The organism is Enterobacter sp. FB (genome assembly GCF_000805795.1).
Classification (GTDB): domain Bacteria; phylum Pseudomonadota; class Gammaproteobacteria; order Enterobacterales; family Enterobacteriaceae; genus Enterobacter; species Enterobacter roggenkampii.
This window is the reverse complement of record NZ_JSZC01000013.1, coordinates 421,668-438,029: the sequence shown is the minus strand read 5'-3', so window position 1 is coordinate 438,029 and position 16,362 is coordinate 421,668. Positions and strand designations below refer to the sequence as shown.

The following is a 16,362-nucleotide window of genomic DNA, read 5'->3' as shown; positions in this document are numbered from 1 at the left end:
AAATCAGAATTTTGATCTGCGATATTCATCAAAAACGACTATTTATTTCTAAAATGATCGGTTAACGGTGATCTCCTTCACAGTTAATCGCGTTTTCCTGGATAAAATGACCATGCTTTCAATTACTGAAAGGAAAATAAATAATGGAAAACAACAATCGTTTAATGCCCCATATAAGGCGGACAACACATATCATGATGTTTGCCCACCGAAACTGCTTTGACTTTCATCTCTTTAATGCCCGGTAGTCCTTCGACTTCTGGCGCATTCGCTTACAGGTTACCCTGAAACCTCTTATTTTACAGGCCATTGCCTGTGAACGCTTGCGCTCATTCATTTTGATTCAGACCCATCCGCACCGGGCGGACTGAATTTCAATCATCAAAAAAGCAATGTACTGATTTTAATCAGCGGCCACCCTTTGCTTTTTTTCCGGAAAATTATCGATTTCTTTTTTGCAAGAAATCGAGGGACGCTTATTACCTAAAATAAAGAGAGAAAGATGAAAAGTTTAAAAATCGCAGCCAGCCGCGCCTGTCCTGATTGCTTTACCACCCAGCGTGAACTGGTGGATGTCCGGGCCTCGGATTATATCGACGTTGCCGCTATTGTGCTGGCGGTCAGTGATATTACCGATGGCATACTGGAAGAAATAGAAGCCACCGGATTTGACATTCCTGTTTTTGTCGCGACGCATAAAGAAGAATTCATTCCGGCAGATTATTTATCGCGCATTCATGGCGTATTTGAGTATTCAGACACCAGCTACGACTTTTATGGACGACAGCTGGAAGCGGCTGCCCTGAAGTATGAAACCCAGCTGCGCCCGCCGTTTTTCCGCGCCCTGGTCGACTACGTGAATCAAGGCAACAGCGCGTTTGACTGCCCGGGGCATCAGGGCGGCCAGTTCTTCCGCCGCCATCCTGCCGGCAATCAGTTCGTTGATTTCTTTGGCGAGACGCTTTTCCGCGCCGATCTGTGCAACGCCGACGTGGCAATGGGCGATCTGCTGATCCACGAAGGCGCGCCGTGCATCGCACAGCAGCATGCGGCGAAGGTCTTTAATGCCGATAAGACCTACTTCGTGCTCAACGGCACCTCGTCATCCAACAAAGTGGTGCTAAACGCCCTGCTCACCCCGGGCGACCTGGTGCTGTTCGACCGTAATAACCACAAATCCAACCATCACGGTGCCCTCCTTCAGGCAGGCGCAACGCCGGTCTATCTGGAAACCGCGCGCAACCCGTACGGCTTTATCGGCGGCATTGACGCCCACTGTTTTGAGGAAAGCTATCTTCGCGAGCTGGTGGCTGAAGTCGCACCCGGCCGTGCACGCGATGCGCGTCCGTTCCGTCTGGCGGTGATCCAGCTGGGCACCTACGATGGCACCATCTACAACGCTCGCCAGGTGGTGGATAAGATTGGGCACCTGTGTGATTACATCCTGTTTGACTCGGCCTGGGTGGGTTACGAACAGTTCATTCCGATGATGGCCGACTGCTCGCCGCTGCTGCTGGAGCTGAACGAAAACGACCCAGGGATTTTGGTTACCCAGTCCGTGCATAAACAGCAGGCCGGCTTCTCCCAGACCTCGCAAATTCACAAGAAAGACAGCCACATCAAAGGTCAGCAGCGCTATGTCCCGCATAAGCGGCTGAATAATGCCTTTATGATGCACGCCTCCACCAGCCCGTTCTATCCGCTGTTTGCCGCGCTGGACATCAACGCCCGTATGCATGAAGGCCAGAGTGGCCGCAACATGTGGATGGACTGCGTGGTGAACGGTATTGAGGCGCGAAAACTAATCCTGGAGAACTGCCAGTATCTGCGACCGTTCGTGCCGGAGACGGTGGATGGCCGTCCGTGGGAAAGCTGGGACACGGCGGAGATTGCGACCGATCTGCGCTTCTTCCACTTCGTACCGGGTGAAAACTGGCACGCTTTTGAAGGCTACGCCGAGCATCAGTATTTTATCGACCCGTGCAAGCTCCTGCTGACCACGCCGGGCATTAACGCCCGCACCGGGGAGTATGACGACTTCGGCGTGCCTGCCACCATCCTCGCCAACTTCCTGCGTGAAAACGGCATCGTGCCGGAGAAATGCGATCTCAACTCGATCCTGTTCCTGCTCACGCCTGCGGAAGATATGGGCAAGCTGCAGCAGCTGGTGGCGCAGCTGGTGCGTTTCGAAAAACTGCTCGAGAGCGATGCTCCATTAAAAGAGGTGCTGCCTTCCATCTGCAGACAACATCCGGAACGTTACGCGGATTACACCCTGCGCCAGATCTGCCAGGAGATGCATGACCTGTACGCCCGTCACAATGTCAAACAGCTGCAGAAAGAGATGTTCCGCAAGTCTCACTTCCCGCGCGTGATGATGAACCCGCAGGACGCGAACTACGCCTATCTGCGCGGAGAAGTGGAACTGGTCTCCCTGCGCGACGCGGAAGGCCGCATCGCCGCGGAAGGCGCCCTCCCTTATCCACCGGGGGTATTGTGCGTGGTTCCAGGGGAGGTCTGGGGCGGCTCCGTGCTGCGCTACTTCGCCGCGCTGGAAGAAGGCATCAACCTGCTGCCGGGCTTCGCGCCGGAGCTGCAGGGTGTGTACGTCGAAGAGTGCGAGGGCCGCAAACAGGTTCGCTGTAACATCATCAAACAACCCGCCGCTCAGCCCGCGCTGCTGAAAGGAGAGAAATTATGAGTAAGTCCAATAAGATGGGCGTGGTGCAGCTGACCATCCTCACCATGGTGAACATGATGGGTTCAGGGATCATTATGCTGCCCACCAAGCTTGCCGAAGTAGGAACCATTTCAATTATCTCCTGGCTGGTGACCGCCGTCGGCTCGATGGCGCTGGCGTGGGCGTTTGCCAAGTGCGGGATGTTCAGCCGCAAGTCAGGCGGCATGGGGGGCTACGCCGAGTATGCCTTTGGCAAGTCGGGCAACTTTATGGCCAACTATACCTACGGGGTGTCACTGCTGATCGCCAACGTGGCGATTGCCATCTCCGCCGTGGGCTACGGTACAGAGCTGTTTGGCGCGACGCTTAGCCCGGTACAGATTGGCCTGGCCACCATCGGCGTGCTGTGGATCTGCACCGTAGCTAACTTTGGCGGGGCGCGTATCACCGGACAGCTCTCCAGCATCACCGTCTGGGGCGTGATTATTCCGGTTGTCGGCCTGTGCATCATCGGCTGGTTCTGGTTCAGCCCGACCCTGTACGCCAACTCCTGGAACCCGCACCATGTGCCGTTCTTCAGCGCAGTCGGCTCTTCTATCGCCATGACGCTCTGGGCCTTCCTGGGCCTGGAATCCGCCTGCGCGAACGCAGAAGTGGTTGATAACCCTGAAAAGAACGTGCCGATTGCGGTCCTCGGCGGTACGCTGGGCGCGGCGGTGATCTATATCGTCTCAACGAACGTCATTGCGGGCATCGTTCCGAACATGGATCTGGCCAACTCCACGGCGCCGTTCGGACTGGCCTTCGCGCAGATGTTCACGCCGGAAGTCGGGAAAGTGATTATGGGTCTGATGGTCATGTCATGCTGCGGTTCACTGCTTGGCTGGCAGTTCACCATCGCGCAGGTGTTTAAATCCTCGGCTGATGAAGGTTACTTCCCAAAAATCTTCTCCCGCGTCACCAAAGCCGATGCACCGGTGCAGGGCATGCTGGCGATTGTTATCTTCCAGAGCGGATTGTCGCTGATGACCATTAGCCCGTCGCTGAACAGCCAGTTCAACGTGCTGGTCAACCTGGCGGTGGTGACGAACATCATTCCGTATATTCTGTCGATGGCGGCGCTGGTGATTATTCAGAAGGTTGCGAAGGTGGATCCGCGCAAGGCGCGTGCGGCCAATATCGTGGCGCTGATTGGCGCAATCTACAGCTTCTATGCGCTCTATTCCTCCGGCCAGGAAGCGATGCTGTATGGTGCGATGGTGACCTTTATGGGCTGGACGCTGTACGGTCTGGTGTCGCCACGGTTTGAATTGAAGAATAAGCACAGTTGAAAAAAGCCCGGTGGCGCTAGCGCTTACCGGGCCTACGATCGTTGTTGTAGGCCGGGCAAACGCAGTGCCGCCCGGCACACAAACCGCACTTACGCGTTTTTCAGCACTTCGCTGACAATCTCTACCGCTTCTTTCTCAATCTGCTGACGATGCTCAGCGCCGAGGAAGCTTTCGCAATAGATTTTATACGCATCTTCCGTACCAGATGGACGCGCAGCGAACCAGCCGTTTTCGGTCATTACTTTCAGACCACCAATAGACGCACCGTTACCCGGTGCCGCCGTCAGACGCGCGGTGATCGGATCGCCCGCCAGGGTGCTTGCACTGACCATCTCCGGAGAGAGTTTGGACAGGGCCGCTTTCTGGGCAGACGTTGCGCTGGCCTGAATACGGTTATAGCTTGGCGCACCAAAGCGTGCTGCCAGGTCGTTGTAATGTTCCTGCGGGTTTTTACCGGTGACCGCGGTGATTTCCGCCGCCAGCAGGCACATGATGATGCCGTCTTTATCGGTTGACCACGGCGTGCCGTCGAAGCGCAGGAAAGAGGCCCCCGCGCTCTCTTCACCACCGAAGCCAAAGCTGCCGTCGTGCAGACCGTCAACAAACCATTTGAAGCCCACAGGTACTTCCACCAGCTTGCGGCCCAGCGCCTCGACCACGCGGTCGATCATCGCGGAGGAAACCAGCGTCTTACCGACAGCCACCTCTTTGCCCCACTGCGGACGGTGCTGGAACAGGTAGTTGATCGCAACGGCCAGATAGTGGTTCGGGTTCATCAGCCCGGCAGGAGTGACGATACCGTGACGGTCGTAATCCGGGTCGTTCGCAAACGCCAGATCGAATTTATCACGCAGCGCCAGCAGGCCCGCCATCGCGCACTCGGAGGAGCAGTCCATGCGGATCGCGCCGTCTTTGTCCAGGTGCATAAAGCGGAAGGTCTGATCGACGTGATCGTTTACGATGGTCAGATCCAGCTTGTAGTGCTCGGCGATACGTTTCCAGTATTCAATACCGGAGCCGCCCAGCGGATCCACGCCCAGCTTCAGGCCGGCTTTCTGGATGGCCGCCATATCGACGATCTCCGCCAGCCCTTCCACGAACGGCTGAACCAGATCCTGCTCTTTCACGTGGCCGGACGCCATGGCCGCATCCAGAGAGATGCGCTTCACGCCTTTCAGGCCGTCAGCCAGCAGGGCGTTCGCACGATCTTCCACCACTTTGGTGACGTTAGTGTCTGCCGGGCCACCGTTAGGTGGGTTGTATTTGATGCCGCCGTCTTCCGGCGGGTTGTGGGATGGCGTGATCACGATACCGTCAGCCAGCGCGCCACCTTTTTTGTTGTGCACCAGGATGGCGTTAGAGACCGCAGGCGTTGGGGTGAAGCCGTTGTTCTCCTGAACAATCACATCGACGCCGTTCGCAGTCAGAACTTCCAGCACGGAGATAAAGGCCGGTTCAGACAGCGCATGGGTATCTTTCCCCACGTAGCAAGGACCGGTAACGCCATTTTTAGCGCGCTCTTCCGCAATGGCCTGAGCAATGGCCAGAATGTGCGGTTCGTTAAAGCTGTGGCGAGCCGCGCTGCCGCGGTGACCAGATGTACCAAACTTCACTGCGTGTTCTGCGTTGCCCACGACCGGCTTCAGCACGTAATACTGCGCGGTCAGCTGAGCGACGTTAATCAAATCGCTTTGTTGTGCAGGTTGGCCTGCACGGCTGTGATTTGCCATTACCGGGTCCTTCTGATGCAAGGGTTAAATTGTACCGCAAACCTTCTCAATCAATTCCGCCGGGAACTGCATGGACTGCATGATATGTTCAATCATGCTGCACTTGCGGCCCGTATTGGTATTGGTGATCACCCAGTACGGGGTGCCAGGAACATGTTTGGGTTTGGTTTGATTGCCATTTTGCAGCAGCGTCTGCTCGTCGCCCGCGAAGTAGACGCGAGTACGACCGTGCAGCGACTCGGTCGCTTCAGCAAACGCTTTGTTATCCAGTGAATAAAGTGTAGACAGCACCAGCATAAAGCGGTTAACCGCCTTTTTTTGCTCCGCATATTCATCGGAGAGCAGCAGCTCGCGCATCGCGCGCACTTTATCTTTTGCCGGTGTCACGGCAGGTTTTGCTTGTGCAACAACGCTTGGCTGAGACACGACATCTTTGGTGACTGGGGTAGCAGGCTGTGAAGCGGCGGAAATTTTAAGCATGCGCCGTAAAATGTCGGACGCGCTCTCCCCGATATGCCGCGTCTGGCTGGCAATATACTGATAGAGTTCGTCATCAACTTCGATTGTTTTCATCTTAATCCAGTGCGATATCTTATCTGAATACAAGTCATTGGGATTATAAGGTCAAATCCCAACAGCGGATAGCGTCAAACCAGGTTGGCGGCAAAAGTCAGATTAAACTGGAACCTTGCAGCCGGGCGGCAGAATGGTCAACATGATACCCTAACCTGACATACGTAAAAAAAGAACTTTGCCATGAAATTGAATACCCGAGCGCAAACTGCACAATCGCCGAACAATAATTCTCCCATCGTACTGGTTCACGGGCTTTTTGGCAGCCTGGATAACCTGGGCGTGCTGGCGCGCGAGCTGGTTACCGACCACGATATTCTTCAGGTCGATATGCGCAATCATGGTCTTTCCGGCCGTTCCGACGAGATGACCTACGCCGCGATGGCGCAGGATCTGCTGGATACGCTGGATGCCAACGACTTGCAAAAGGTGACCCTCATCGGGCATTCAATGGGCGGTAAAGCGGTGATGGCCCTGACGGCGCTGGCCCCGGAGCGTATTAACGGCCTGGTGGTGATTGATGTTGCGCCCGTGGATTACGACGTCCGCCGTCACGACGAAATTTTTGCCGCCATCAATGCGGTCACCGAAGCGGGTGCCGCGACGCGTCAGCAGGCGGCTGCCGTCATGCGTGAGCATCTTGATGAAGAAGGCGTCGTCCAGTTCCTGCTGAAGTCATTTGTTGACGGCCAGTGGCGTTTTAACGTGCCGGTGCTCTGGAACCAGTACAACAATATTGTGGGCTGGGAAACCGTGCCCGCCTGGCCACACCCTACCCTCTTTATTCGCGGCGGTAACTCCCCTTATGTTACCGACGCGTACCGCGACGCCATACTGGCGCAATTCCCGCAGGCTCGCGCCCACGTCATTGCCGGAGCCGGGCACTGGGTGCATGCGGAAAAACCTGACGCCGTGCTGCGCGCCATTCGCCGCTATCTTGCTGATACTGCAAATTGATTAAAAAGAGAGCGACTGGAAGGCTGCGGGCTTCCAGTCGTTGGCGCGCCGTTTTTGGTGATGTATGATGGCGCGCTTATCGCCCGGGCATTAGCAGGGCGGCGTGTTTCCCCCGAAGTCTCAGAATCATGGCCAAAGAACAAACGGACCGTACGACACTAGATCTGTTCGCGAATGAGCGTCGCCCGGGACGACCGAAGACGAATCCGCTTTCGCGCGATGAACAGCTGCGTATCAATAAACGCAATCAGCTTAAACGCGATAAAAATCGTGGGCTTAAGCGTGTCGAACTGAAGCTCAACGCCGACGCGGTCGATGCGCTTAACGAGCTGGCCGACGCGCGAAATATCAGCCGCAGCGAGCTCATTGAAGAGATGTTGATCGCCCAGCTTGAGATGCTGCGCAGCCAGGCATAAGTCTGAAAATTCCCTTAATTACCCTTTTCATGTAGCACAGAGTGCAGTCCTGCGCGATAGCTGTTTCCGCAGGGTTGCCAGTTCTGCTATTATTGCCCTTATCCGTGGCCGAATTGCGCCACCATACTATTAAGTTTCAAGAGGTTATTTTACTCATGGCAATCATCGGCATTTTCTTTGGCAGTGATACCGGCAATACCGAAAATATCGCGAAAAACATTCAAAAACAGCTCGGTAAAGACGTTGCTGATGTGCATGACATCGCCAAGAGCAGCAAAGAAGATCTCGAAGGCTATGACATTCTGCTGCTGGGTATTCCGACCTGGTACTACGGCGAAGCCCAGTGCGACTGGGATGATTTCTTCCCGACGCTGGAAGAAGTGGACTTCAACGGTAAGCTGGTTGCTCTGTTTGGCTGCGGCGACCAGGAAGACTACGCCGAGTACTTCTGTGACGCGCTGGGTACCATCCGCGACATCATTGAGCCGAATGGCGCTGTGATCGTCGGCCACTGGCCAACCGCCGGTTACCACTTCGAAGCGTCCAAAGGCCTGACCGATGACGATCATTTCGTGGGTCTGGCCATCGACGAAGACCGTCAGCCAGAACTGACTGCAGAGCGCGTCGAGAAATGGGTTAAGCAGATCCGTGAAGAACTGCACCTGGACGATATTCTCAACGCCTGATTTTTATCGCGGCGCAACGGCGGTTGCGCCCGCGCACCAGGTCAAACCGATTAAATTAATTGCTACAATCTTTTAACTTTTTCGCCCAGACCTGTACAATGTCTCCCTGATAAAATGTGGTTTTCCACCGAGCAAGTTTGTTGGTGATACCCCATTTTTATAAGCCTATTTTGCCTGAGACTTGCAGTTTTCATTTAGCCATGGCAGTTCTATAATGAGACGCATTATCCCGGGTGCATTTTCTGTCACTTCCTACAGAAGTGAATCGTTTAGCAACAGGACAGATTCCGCATGACTGACAACAATACCGCATTAAAGAAGGCTGGCCTGAAAGTTACGCTTCCTCGGTTAAAAATCCTCGAAGTGCTTCAGGGTCCAGACAATCACCATGTCAGTGCGGAAGACCTTTATAAACGTCTTATCGACATGGGTGAAGAGATTGGGCTGGCTACCGTCTATCGCGTGCTGAACCAGTTTGATGACGCGGGCATTGTCACCCGTCATAATTTCGAAGGTGGTAAATCTGTCTTCGAACTGACCCAGCAGCAGCACCACGATCACCTGATCTGCCTCGACTGTGGCAAGGTCATTGAATTTAGCGATGACTCTATCGAAGCGCGCCAGCGTGAAATCGCCGCGCGTCACGGTATCCGCCTCACTAACCACAGCCTGTACCTTTATGGTCACTGCGCTGAAGGCGATTGCCGCGAAAATGAACATGCGCATGACGCAAAATAAGTGAGTGTTCATACTCTGAGCCAGCCGTAAGGTTGGCTTTTTTTTGCCAGAAAAAAGCCCGGTGGCACTGTGCCACCGGGCGTAAAGCAACTTATTTATTGTTATTGCGTATCTCGTTCCAGATCTTATCGCAACGCTTCGCCACTTCCTGATCGTTACCGGTTTTACGTGCCTGGATACAGGCCTGGTAATCCATCACGCGGACATTCTCCTGCGTCGCGAACTGCTCGTGCGCTTTCTCTTTCTTCAGCACGTTCAGCACGCTCTGGCAGGCTTCAATTTTCTCCGGCGAACCTTCCGCTGTATTAATACAGGCGCTGTAGGCCTCCTTGAGGCGGGAGTCCTCTTTCGGTGCCTGAGTCTGGGCACACGCCACCAGCCCCGATGCCAACAGCGCGACGATTACGATTTTTTTCATCATTTGCAGTCTCCGGTCCGGCGGGATCTAACCCGCCGGACGATTCATCAGAAGATGGTGAACGGTGCGATAACCATGAATTTCACGTCACGTTCATCCTGGAAGATGTTGCCGTAACCGCCCGCGTAGCTCGGGATATCGGAGTGGTTGTCGTACTGGGTGAAGTGCAGTTTGAACATCGTGCCTTTCGCGCGGCCATCCTGCAGGGTATAGATAGCATCCAGGCTGTAGGAAGACTCTTTCAGGCGATAGTTTGGATCGTAGTAAGCATCCGGTGTTGCCATGTCGGCAGGTTTTGCATCCCAGGCGTAAGCGTAAGAAGCGCCCACGGCCCAGCCCGGCAGATTCCAGTTTTTCAGGTCATACATCGCGCCGAAGAAGACTGCTTTCTCACCGTCGGCGTTGAAGTCGGAGCGGTTATCCCACCAGATATCAAGACGACCGTTGGAGGAAGCATAGGTCGGGGTCATACGCTGCAGGAAGTAGCCCTGCTGCCCTTCTGCTTTCACCCATGTGCCTTCCAGACGCAAATCAACCTGACCGACCTTGTAGCCGAAGGTTAACGCCTGCAGCCACGCGGTGCCGTCGTAGATATCATTGACGCCACCGTTACTGACTTTGTCGCGCGTACCGTAGAACTGGTAGCTGGTACTCAGCGGGCTACCCGCAATATCAAACTTATAGCTGGCCTTGGCAAAGTATTGATCGATATACCCTTGCGCCTGGCCGAATGCCGCTTCGAGAACCAGATCGTTTTTGAAGTCGTATTTCGCACCCAGCGAGTGAAGGTAATCGACTTTGGTTTTCTTATCGTTCTGGTAGAACTTGTCCATTTCAATGTGCCACGGTGCTTTGTACTCGTTGGTCCACATATAGGAGAAGCTCAGCGCACCTGCGTCACCGTAGTCAAAGTTAGCCCCGGCTTCTGCACCCTGATAGGTACCCGGCATAAAGCTCCAGTGTGGGGCTAACAGCGTCTGGCCGGTTGGCTGAATATAGCCCCCACGCGCCCAGACCGGGCCGTATTTGAATTTCGCTGCGGCTTTGTAAAGGCTGATACCGCTCTTATCCCCGGACCAGTCTTCATCATAGGCTTTGTTGCTGGAGGAGAAGGCGATTTCGTTCGGGTGGCCGCTGTCGCCGTTTTCCGCCATTTCGATCGCGGTGAACGCGGCGATATCCAGACCGAACATATCCGCGGCATAGCCTGACTGGAAGTCCAGGTTGGCGTTCCAGGTGGAGTGCGAGAGGTTGGTTTTGTATTTATCTTCAGTGACGTCTTTACGGTCACGCTCACGCTGCCAGTAATAAATACCGCCCGTGAGGGTAGAATCTTCGATGAAACCCGCTGCTTTTGCCTCTGGCGCAATCACCAGGCCCGACATTGCTGTCACACCGGCAATAGCCAGCGCCAGCGCACTACGTTTGCCACTGAACGTACGCATAGATTATTCCTCTTTGACGAATTAAAACGCCTGAAACGGCGTAAATAAAAAGACCAAATGGTCAGGGGTAGTTTTAAATACCCTCGAATTAACTACCGTCTTTAGGTTATTTTTCGCGACGCGAATTATCAATGCTTTTCAGCGGGCAAAGGTCAGGATTATGACGAAGTGCACATAATTGGTAGTGCTTTGTAACATTTACAGGAAGGCGAGGAATGACGGGAAATTCTCAGCTATTTCAGTGTCCATGCGTGGGATCGGTTTCCTTTTTTATAACCCTTTTGAATTTCCTAATGGCACAAACTTTTTTTTAAAAAATAAGTAGCACCTCATTGACCTGGTATTTTCATGACGCCACTTTAACCCCTGACTTAATACTCTGATCGTTAAATAAAAAAACGCCGCATAATGCGGCGTTTGTTTCTCATTGACCAGAGCAGCAATATTATTCGCCGATCTTCGTCCAGGTATCACGCAGACCCACGGTACGGTTAAATACCGGTTTTTCCGCCGTGCTGTGACGGCTGTCCAGGCAGAAGTAACCTTCACGTTCGAACTGGAACGCTTTGCCTGCTTCAGCCGCTTTCAGAGAAGGCTCCGCATAACCCTGCTTGATCACCAAAGATTCCGGGTTAATGGTCGCCAGGAAGTCTTCCGCCGCACCTGGGTTAGGCACGCTGAACAGGCGATCGTACAGACGAATCTCCACCGGCAGCGCGTGGGATGCGCTCACCCAGTGGATAACGCCTTTCACCTTGCGGCCATCCGCCGGATCTTTACTCAGCGTTTCAGCGTCATAAGTACAGAAGATGGTGGTGATATTTCCTTCCGCATCTTTTTCTACGCGCTCGGCTTTGATGACGTAAGCATTACGCAGACGCACTTCTTTACCCAGCACCAGACGCTTGTACTGCTTGTTAGCTTCTTCGCGGAAGTCAGCGCGGTCAATCCAGATCTCGCCGCTGAACGGCACGTCGCGGCTTCCCATTTCCGGTTTGTTCGGATGGTTAGGCATGGAGACCAGCTCGCTCTCGCCCTGCGGATAGTTTTCGATAACCAGCTTCACCGGGTCGATAACGGCCATCGCGCGCGGGGCATTTTCATTGAGGTCTTCACGAATGCAGGATTCCAGAGACGCCATCTCAATGGTGTTGTCCTGCTTGGTCACGCCGATACGCTTGCAGAACTCACGGATTGACGCCGCGGTGTAGCCACGGCGGCGCAGCCCAGAGATGGTTGGCATACGCGGGTCGTCCCAGCCCTCAACGTGCTTGTCGGTGACCAGCAGGTTCAGCTTACGCTTGGACATCACGGTGTATTCCAGATTCAGACGAGAGAACTCGTACTGACGCGGATGCACAGGAATGGTGATGTTATCCAGCACCCAGTCGTACAGACGACGGTTGTCCTGGAACTCCAGCGTACACAGCGAGTGGGTGATGCCTTCCAGCGCATCGCTGATGCAGTGGGTGAAGTCGTACATCGGATAGATGCACCACTTGTTGCCGGTCTGGTGGTGTTCTGCGAACTTGATGCGGTACAGCACCGGATCGCGCATCACGATGAACGGAGACGCCATATCGATTTTGGCACGCAGGCACGCTTTGCCCTCTTCGAAGCCACCGGCACGCATTTTTTCAAACAGCGCCAGGTTCTCTTCCACGCTGCGATCGCGGAACGGGCTGTTTTTACCCGGTGCGGTCAGCGTACCGCGGTACTCACGGATCTCATCTGCAGACAGTTCGTCTACATACGCCAGACCTTTGTTGATGAGCTCTACCGCGTAGGCATACAGCTGATCAAAATAGTCAGAGGAGTAGCAGATATCGCCAGACCAGTTGAAGCCCAACCATTGCACGTCATTTTTGATGGACTCAACGTATTCGATGTCTTCTTTTACTGGGTTGGTGTCATCGAAACGCAGGTTGCACTGTCCCTGGTAGTCTTGCGCAATGCCAAAGTTCAGGCAGATGGACTTCGCATGCCCGATATGCAGGTAGCCATTCGGCTCCGGCGGGAAACGGGTATGAATTGTGGTGTGCTTACCACTGGCCAGATCTTCATCGATGATCTGACGAATAAAGTTACTCGGGCGGGCTTCTGCCTCACTCATCGTGGATTCCTCAAAGCGTAAACAACGTATAACGGCATATGATCTTATAAGCCGGACGTAGTGACAACCCTTAGTTACGGAAAATACGTATCAGATGAAAATAATGGGGGCATTTGCTGCAAAAAAAAGCGGCGGAGGATATCCCCCGCCGCTTAAGGCATGACTCTACTCAGGAGCGATTACTTGCCTTTAATCTCATACAGCGGGGTTTGACCCGCAACAACCTGACCTTTCGCCTGGATGACCAGACCGCTGAAGTCGTCAATGTTGCTGCAAACCACCGGGCTTATCATGGAACGCGCGTTGGCATTCAGGAAGTCCAGATCCATTTCCAGAATCGGCTGCCCGGCCACCACTTCAGCGCCCTCTTCCACCAGGCGAGTAAAGCCCTGACCATTCAGCGCAACGGTATCGATACCCATGTGGACAACGATCTCCGCACCCTTTTCGGTTTCGAGGCAGAACGCGTGGTTGGTGTTGAAGATTTTCACGATGGTACCGGCAGCAGGAGACACCACGGTTTTATCCGTTGGTTTCACCGCCACACCGTCACCGACCGCTTTGCTGGCGAACGCTTCATCAGGTACCTGCTCAAGGTCAACCACGTCACCCGTTACCGGAGAGACCAGCGCGGCCACCGTCACGGCATTAGGCACGGCCTGCGGCTTCGCTACCGGGGCAGCCGTCGACGCAGGTGCGCTGTCGGCTGATGCTGCCGCAACCGGACCGCGGGCAACCACTTTCTTCATTTCGTCACCGATGGATTCCGCTTTGGCACCCACGATAACCTGGATAGTTTGTTTGTTCAGTTTAACCACGCCCGATGCACCAAGGCGTTTACACATTGCGTCGCTGACGCGCGCAGAGTCACCTACCGTCAGACGCAGACGGGTGATACAGGCATCAATGGCTTTCAGGTTGTCAGTCCCCCCGACGGCAGCGATATAGCTGGTCGCCAGCTGGGTCAGACCCTCTTCGGTGTTGCTGTTGGCTTCGCTGGTGACCACTTCGTCTTTGGTGTCTTCGCGGCCCGGCGTTTTGAGGTTAAACATACGAATAACCGCAGTGAACAGCACGAAGTAGATGACGAAGAAGACCAGACCCATTACCACCAGCATCCAGACGTTCTTGCTTGCCGCCGGCAGGTTGTACATCAACACGTAGTCGATCGCGCCTGCAGAGAAGGAGAAGCCAGCATGGATACCCAGCAGGGTCGCCACAAACAGGCTGATACCGGTCAGGACCGCATGCATGAGGTACAGCACCGGCGCCAGGAACATGAACAGGAATTCCAGCGGCTCGGTTACACCGGTCAGGAACGCGGTAATCGCAACGGACAGCAGCATGCCGCCAACCATTGGGCGACGCGCTTTTGGCGCAGCCAGGTACATTGCCAGCGCAGCGCCCGGCAGACCAAACATCATGATTGGGAAGAAGCCAGACATGAACATGCCTGCGGTGCCGTCACCCGCGTAGAAGCGGTTGATGTCGCCGTGGAATACGGTGCCCGCAGCATTGGTGAACTCACCAATCTGGAACCATGCGATAGTGTTCAGCACCTGATGCAGACCGGTTGGGATCAGCAGACGGTTGATAAAACCAAAGATACCTGAGCCAAGTGCACCCGCTGAAACAATCCACTCACCACCCGCATGGATCGCATGCTGTACCGGTGGCCAGACGTAGCCAAAGATAGCGGCCAGAACCAGACAGAAGAAACCTGTCGCGATCGGCACGAAACGTTTGCCGCCAAAGAAACTCAGGAAGTCTGGCAGCTTAATGTTTGCCCAGCGGTTGTACACAGCACCACCGACCAGACCGGTAATGATACCTGCCAGCACGCCCATGTTGATTTCTGGGTTAATGGTTACCATCGCTTTCGTCAGGATGAAATAACCGACTGCCCCTGCCAGCGCTGCGGCACCCGCGCTGTCTTTTGACCAGCTAGAGGCAACACCGATGGCGAAAATCAGCGCCAGGTTGTCAAAAATGGCACCGCCAGCCTGAGCAATAAACGGTACGTTAAGAAGATCGGGTTGCCCGAATCGCAGCAGCAGCGCTGCAACCGGTAGCACGGCGATAGGGAGCTGCAAAGCCCTACCGAGGCGCTGGAAAAAACCTAAAATATTCATCCTATTCCCCCTACGAGACCCTTTTTCAGGCTCGCGCATAAACTATGTTTTTATTGTGTCACGAACGATAGATACCGTTGATAATTCACTGGCAGTCTGAGTGTGTGAAAAATTAATTCGTATCGCAAATTAAACACCTATTTTTTGTGATTTTTGTCACCAAATATCGTATTCAGCCCTCCCTTACACTGGCTAACAGTGAAAACTTATTTTATCATTCAAAAAATCAAGACGGATTGATCCGGCCTGAAAGTTTCCAGGTTACGCTTTAGTATCAGGTTCCGAAGCCATCCGCCCACTCTTCTACTTAAACTTTGAGGTGAACAATGAGACTGATTCCCCTGGCAACTGCAGAACAAGTTGGTAAATGGGCCGCTCGCCATATCGTAAACCGCATTAACGCGTTCAAACCGACCGCCGATCGTCCTTTCGTTCTGGGCCTTCCGACCGGCGGCACACCGCTGACCGCTTACAAGGCGCTGGTTGAGATGCATAAAGCAGGCCAGGTTAGCTTCAAACATGTTGTGACCTTCAATATGGATGAATATGTTGGCTTACCGAAAGACCACCCGGAAAGCTACCATAGCTTTATGCACCGCAATTTCTTTGATCACGTTGATATCCCAGCTGAAAATATTAACCTGCTGAATGGAAACGCGCCGGATATTGACGCAGAATGCCGTCAGTATGAAGAAAAAATCCGTTCCTACGGTAAAATCCACCTGTTCATGGGTGGTGTAGGTAATGATGGTCATATCGCGTTTAACGAACCGGCGTCCTCTCTGGCTTCCCGTACCCGTATTAAAACGCTGACCCATGACACGCGCGTGGCAAACTCCCGCTTCTTTGACGGTGACGTGAACCAGGTTCCAAAATACGCCCTGACCGTAGGCGTAGGCACCCTGCTGGATGCTGAAGAAGTGATGATTCTGGTGCTGGGCGGCGTGAAAGCGCAGGCGCTCCAGGCTGCTGTTGAAGGCAACGTTAACCATATGTGGACCATCAGCTGTCTGCAGCTGCATCCTAAATCAGTCATCGTCTGCGACGAACCGTCCACGATGGAGCTGAAGGTTAAAACGCTGAAATACTTCAACGAGTTAGAAGCCGAGAACATCAAAGGTCTGTAATTGAATAACCGCCTCT

Annotated in this window: 14 protein-coding genes; 8 read left to right on the top strand and 6 right to left on the bottom strand. The window is 54.0% G+C overall.

The genetic code is table 11. The annotated features are described in order from the left end of the window. Positions 1 to 143: 143 nt before the first annotated feature. The 3 genes from speFL to potE all read left to right on the top strand — a co-directional run bounded on the left by speFL (position 144) and on the right by potE (position 4,011). Positions 144 to 248 carry a leader peptide SpeFL gene (gene speFL / locus PI91_RS25290; RefSeq protein WP_003858645.1) on the top strand — a complete coding sequence of 35 codons (105 nt, stop codon included), beginning with the start codon at positions 144 to 146 and terminating at the stop codon, positions 246 to 248. A 254-nt stretch (positions 249 to 502) separates the two neighbouring features. Further along, entirely contained in the window at positions 503 to 2,701 is a 2,199-nt protein-coding gene (gene speF, locus PI91_RS08940) for an ornithine decarboxylase SpeF (RefSeq protein WP_039265966.1), read from the top strand. Continuing rightward, positions 2,698 to 4,011, top strand: a complete 1,314-nt coding sequence (gene potE / locus PI91_RS08935) for a putrescine-ornithine antiporter (protein WP_008501072.1) — start codon at positions 2,698 to 2,700, stop codon at positions 4,009 to 4,011. Before speF ends, potE begins: the two co-directional genes overlap by 4 nt. 89 nt (positions 4,012 to 4,100) lie before the next feature. Here potE and pgm read toward each other — a convergent pair whose 3' ends face one another. Together pgm and seqA are read right to left on the bottom strand one after the other, a co-directional pair. Beyond that, positions 4,101 to 5,741 (bottom strand): phosphoglucomutase (alpha-D-glucose-1,6-bisphosphate-dependent), encoded by a 1,641-nt coding sequence (pgm, locus tag PI91_RS08930; RefSeq protein WP_023343591.1) that lies wholly within the window; start codon positions 5,739 to 5,741, stop codon positions 4,101 to 4,103. A gap of 24 nt (positions 5,742 to 5,765) precedes the next feature. Continuing rightward, positions 5,766 to 6,314 (bottom strand): replication initiation negative regulator SeqA, encoded by a 549-nt coding sequence (seqA, locus tag PI91_RS08925; RefSeq protein ID WP_008501070.1) that lies wholly within the window; start codon positions 6,312 to 6,314, stop codon positions 5,766 to 5,768. A gap of 183 nt (positions 6,315 to 6,497) precedes the next feature. Between seqA and ybfF the strand changes: the two genes are divergently transcribed. From ybfF to fur, 4 genes are all read left to right on the top strand, one after another. Next, positions 6,498 to 7,271 (top strand): esterase, encoded by a 774-nt coding sequence (gene ybfF / locus PI91_RS08920; RefSeq protein WP_039265965.1) that lies wholly within the window; start codon positions 6,498 to 6,500, stop codon positions 7,269 to 7,271. A 128-nt stretch (positions 7,272 to 7,399) separates the two neighbouring features. Beyond that, a complete protein-coding gene (gene ybfE / locus PI91_RS08915) occupies positions 7,400 to 7,687 on the top strand; it encodes a LexA regulated protein (RefSeq protein WP_008501068.1) in 288 nt (95 codons plus the stop codon). Between the two features lie 155 nt (positions 7,688 to 7,842). Continuing rightward, complete coding sequence (gene fldA / locus PI91_RS08910) at positions 7,843 to 8,373, top strand: flavodoxin FldA (protein WP_039265963.1); 531 nt, start codon at positions 7,843 to 7,845, stop codon at positions 8,371 to 8,373. A 291-nt stretch (positions 8,374 to 8,664) separates the two neighbouring features. Beyond that, positions 8,665 to 9,111 (top strand): ferric iron uptake transcriptional regulator, encoded by a 447-nt coding sequence (gene fur / locus PI91_RS08905; RefSeq protein WP_008501066.1) that lies wholly within the window; start codon positions 8,665 to 8,667, stop codon positions 9,109 to 9,111. A 91-nt stretch (positions 9,112 to 9,202) separates the two neighbouring features. Here the strand turns inward: fur and chiQ are convergent, their stop codons facing one another. The 4 genes from chiQ to nagE form a co-directional block, all read right to left on the bottom strand. Continuing rightward, positions 9,203 to 9,529 carry a ChiQ/YbfN family lipoprotein gene (gene chiQ / locus PI91_RS08900; RefSeq protein WP_025912725.1) on the bottom strand — a complete coding sequence of 109 codons (327 nt, stop codon included), beginning with the start codon at positions 9,527 to 9,529 and terminating at the stop codon, positions 9,203 to 9,205. A 47-nt stretch (positions 9,530 to 9,576) separates the two neighbouring features. Then, positions 9,577 to 10,974 carry a chitoporin gene (gene chiP, locus PI91_RS08895; RefSeq protein WP_023293022.1) on the bottom strand — a complete coding sequence of 466 codons (1,398 nt, stop codon included), beginning with the start codon at positions 10,972 to 10,974 and terminating at the stop codon, positions 9,577 to 9,579. Between the two features lie 445 nt (positions 10,975 to 11,419). Then, positions 11,420 to 13,087, bottom strand: coding sequence for a glutamine--tRNA ligase (glnS, locus tag PI91_RS08890; RefSeq protein WP_008501063.1), 1,668 nt, complete (start codon positions 13,085 to 13,087; stop codon positions 11,420 to 11,422). Positions 13,088 to 13,266: 179 nt separating this feature from the next. Beyond that, on the bottom strand, positions 13,267 to 15,219 hold the full coding sequence (gene nagE, locus PI91_RS08885; RefSeq protein ID WP_021242996.1) for a PTS N-acetyl glucosamine transporter subunit IIABC: 1,953 nt from the start codon (positions 15,217 to 15,219) through the stop codon (positions 13,267 to 13,269). A 326-nt stretch (positions 15,220 to 15,545) separates the two neighbouring features. Between nagE and nagB the strand changes: the two genes are divergently transcribed. Further along, on the top strand, positions 15,546 to 16,346 hold the full coding sequence (gene nagB, locus PI91_RS08880) for a glucosamine-6-phosphate deaminase (RefSeq protein ID WP_008501061.1): 801 nt from the start codon (positions 15,546 to 15,548) through the stop codon (positions 16,344 to 16,346). Positions 16,347 to 16,362 lie beyond the last annotated feature (16 nt).

Bases quoted from the DNA above. Each gene is read 5' to 3' on its own strand.
- ybfE (WP_008501068.1), top strand. From the start codon at position 7,400: ATGGCCAAAGAACAAACGGACCGTACGACACTAGATCTGTTCGCGAAT.
- nagE (WP_021242996.1), bottom strand. From the start codon at position 15,219: ATGAATATTTTAGGTTTTTTCCAGCGCCTCGGTAGGGCTTTGCAGCTC.
- chiQ (WP_025912725.1), bottom strand. From the start codon at position 9,529: ATGAAAAAAATCGTAATCGTCGCGCTGTTGGCATCGGGGCTGGTGGCG.
- chiP (WP_023293022.1), bottom strand. From the start codon at position 10,974: ATGCGTACGTTCAGTGGCAAACGTAGTGCGCTGGCGCTGGCTATTGCC.
- seqA (WP_008501070.1), bottom strand. From the start codon at position 6,314: ATGAAAACAATCGAAGTTGATGACGAACTCTATCAGTATATTGCCAGC.
- pgm (WP_023343591.1), bottom strand. From the start codon at position 5,741: ATGGCAAATCACAGCCGTGCAGGCCAACCTGCACAACAAAGCGATTTG.
- fldA (WP_039265963.1), top strand. From the start codon at position 7,843: ATGGCAATCATCGGCATTTTCTTTGGCAGTGATACCGGCAATACCGAA.
- fur (WP_008501066.1), top strand. From the start codon at position 8,665: ATGACTGACAACAATACCGCATTAAAGAAGGCTGGCCTGAAAGTTACG.
- glnS (WP_008501063.1), bottom strand. From the start codon at position 13,087: ATGAGTGAGGCAGAAGCCCGCCCGAGTAACTTTATTCGTCAGATCATC.
- speFL (WP_003858645.1), top strand. From the start codon at position 144: ATGGAAAACAACAATCGTTTAATGCCCCATATAAGGCGGACAACACAT.
- speF (WP_039265966.1), top strand. From the start codon at position 503: ATGAAAAGTTTAAAAATCGCAGCCAGCCGCGCCTGTCCTGATTGCTTT.
- nagB (WP_008501061.1), top strand. From the start codon at position 15,546: ATGAGACTGATTCCCCTGGCAACTGCAGAACAAGTTGGTAAATGGGCC.
- potE (WP_008501072.1), top strand. From the start codon at position 2,698: ATGAGTAAGTCCAATAAGATGGGCGTGGTGCAGCTGACCATCCTCACC.
- ybfF (WP_039265965.1), top strand. From the start codon at position 6,498: ATGAAATTGAATACCCGAGCGCAAACTGCACAATCGCCGAACAATAAT.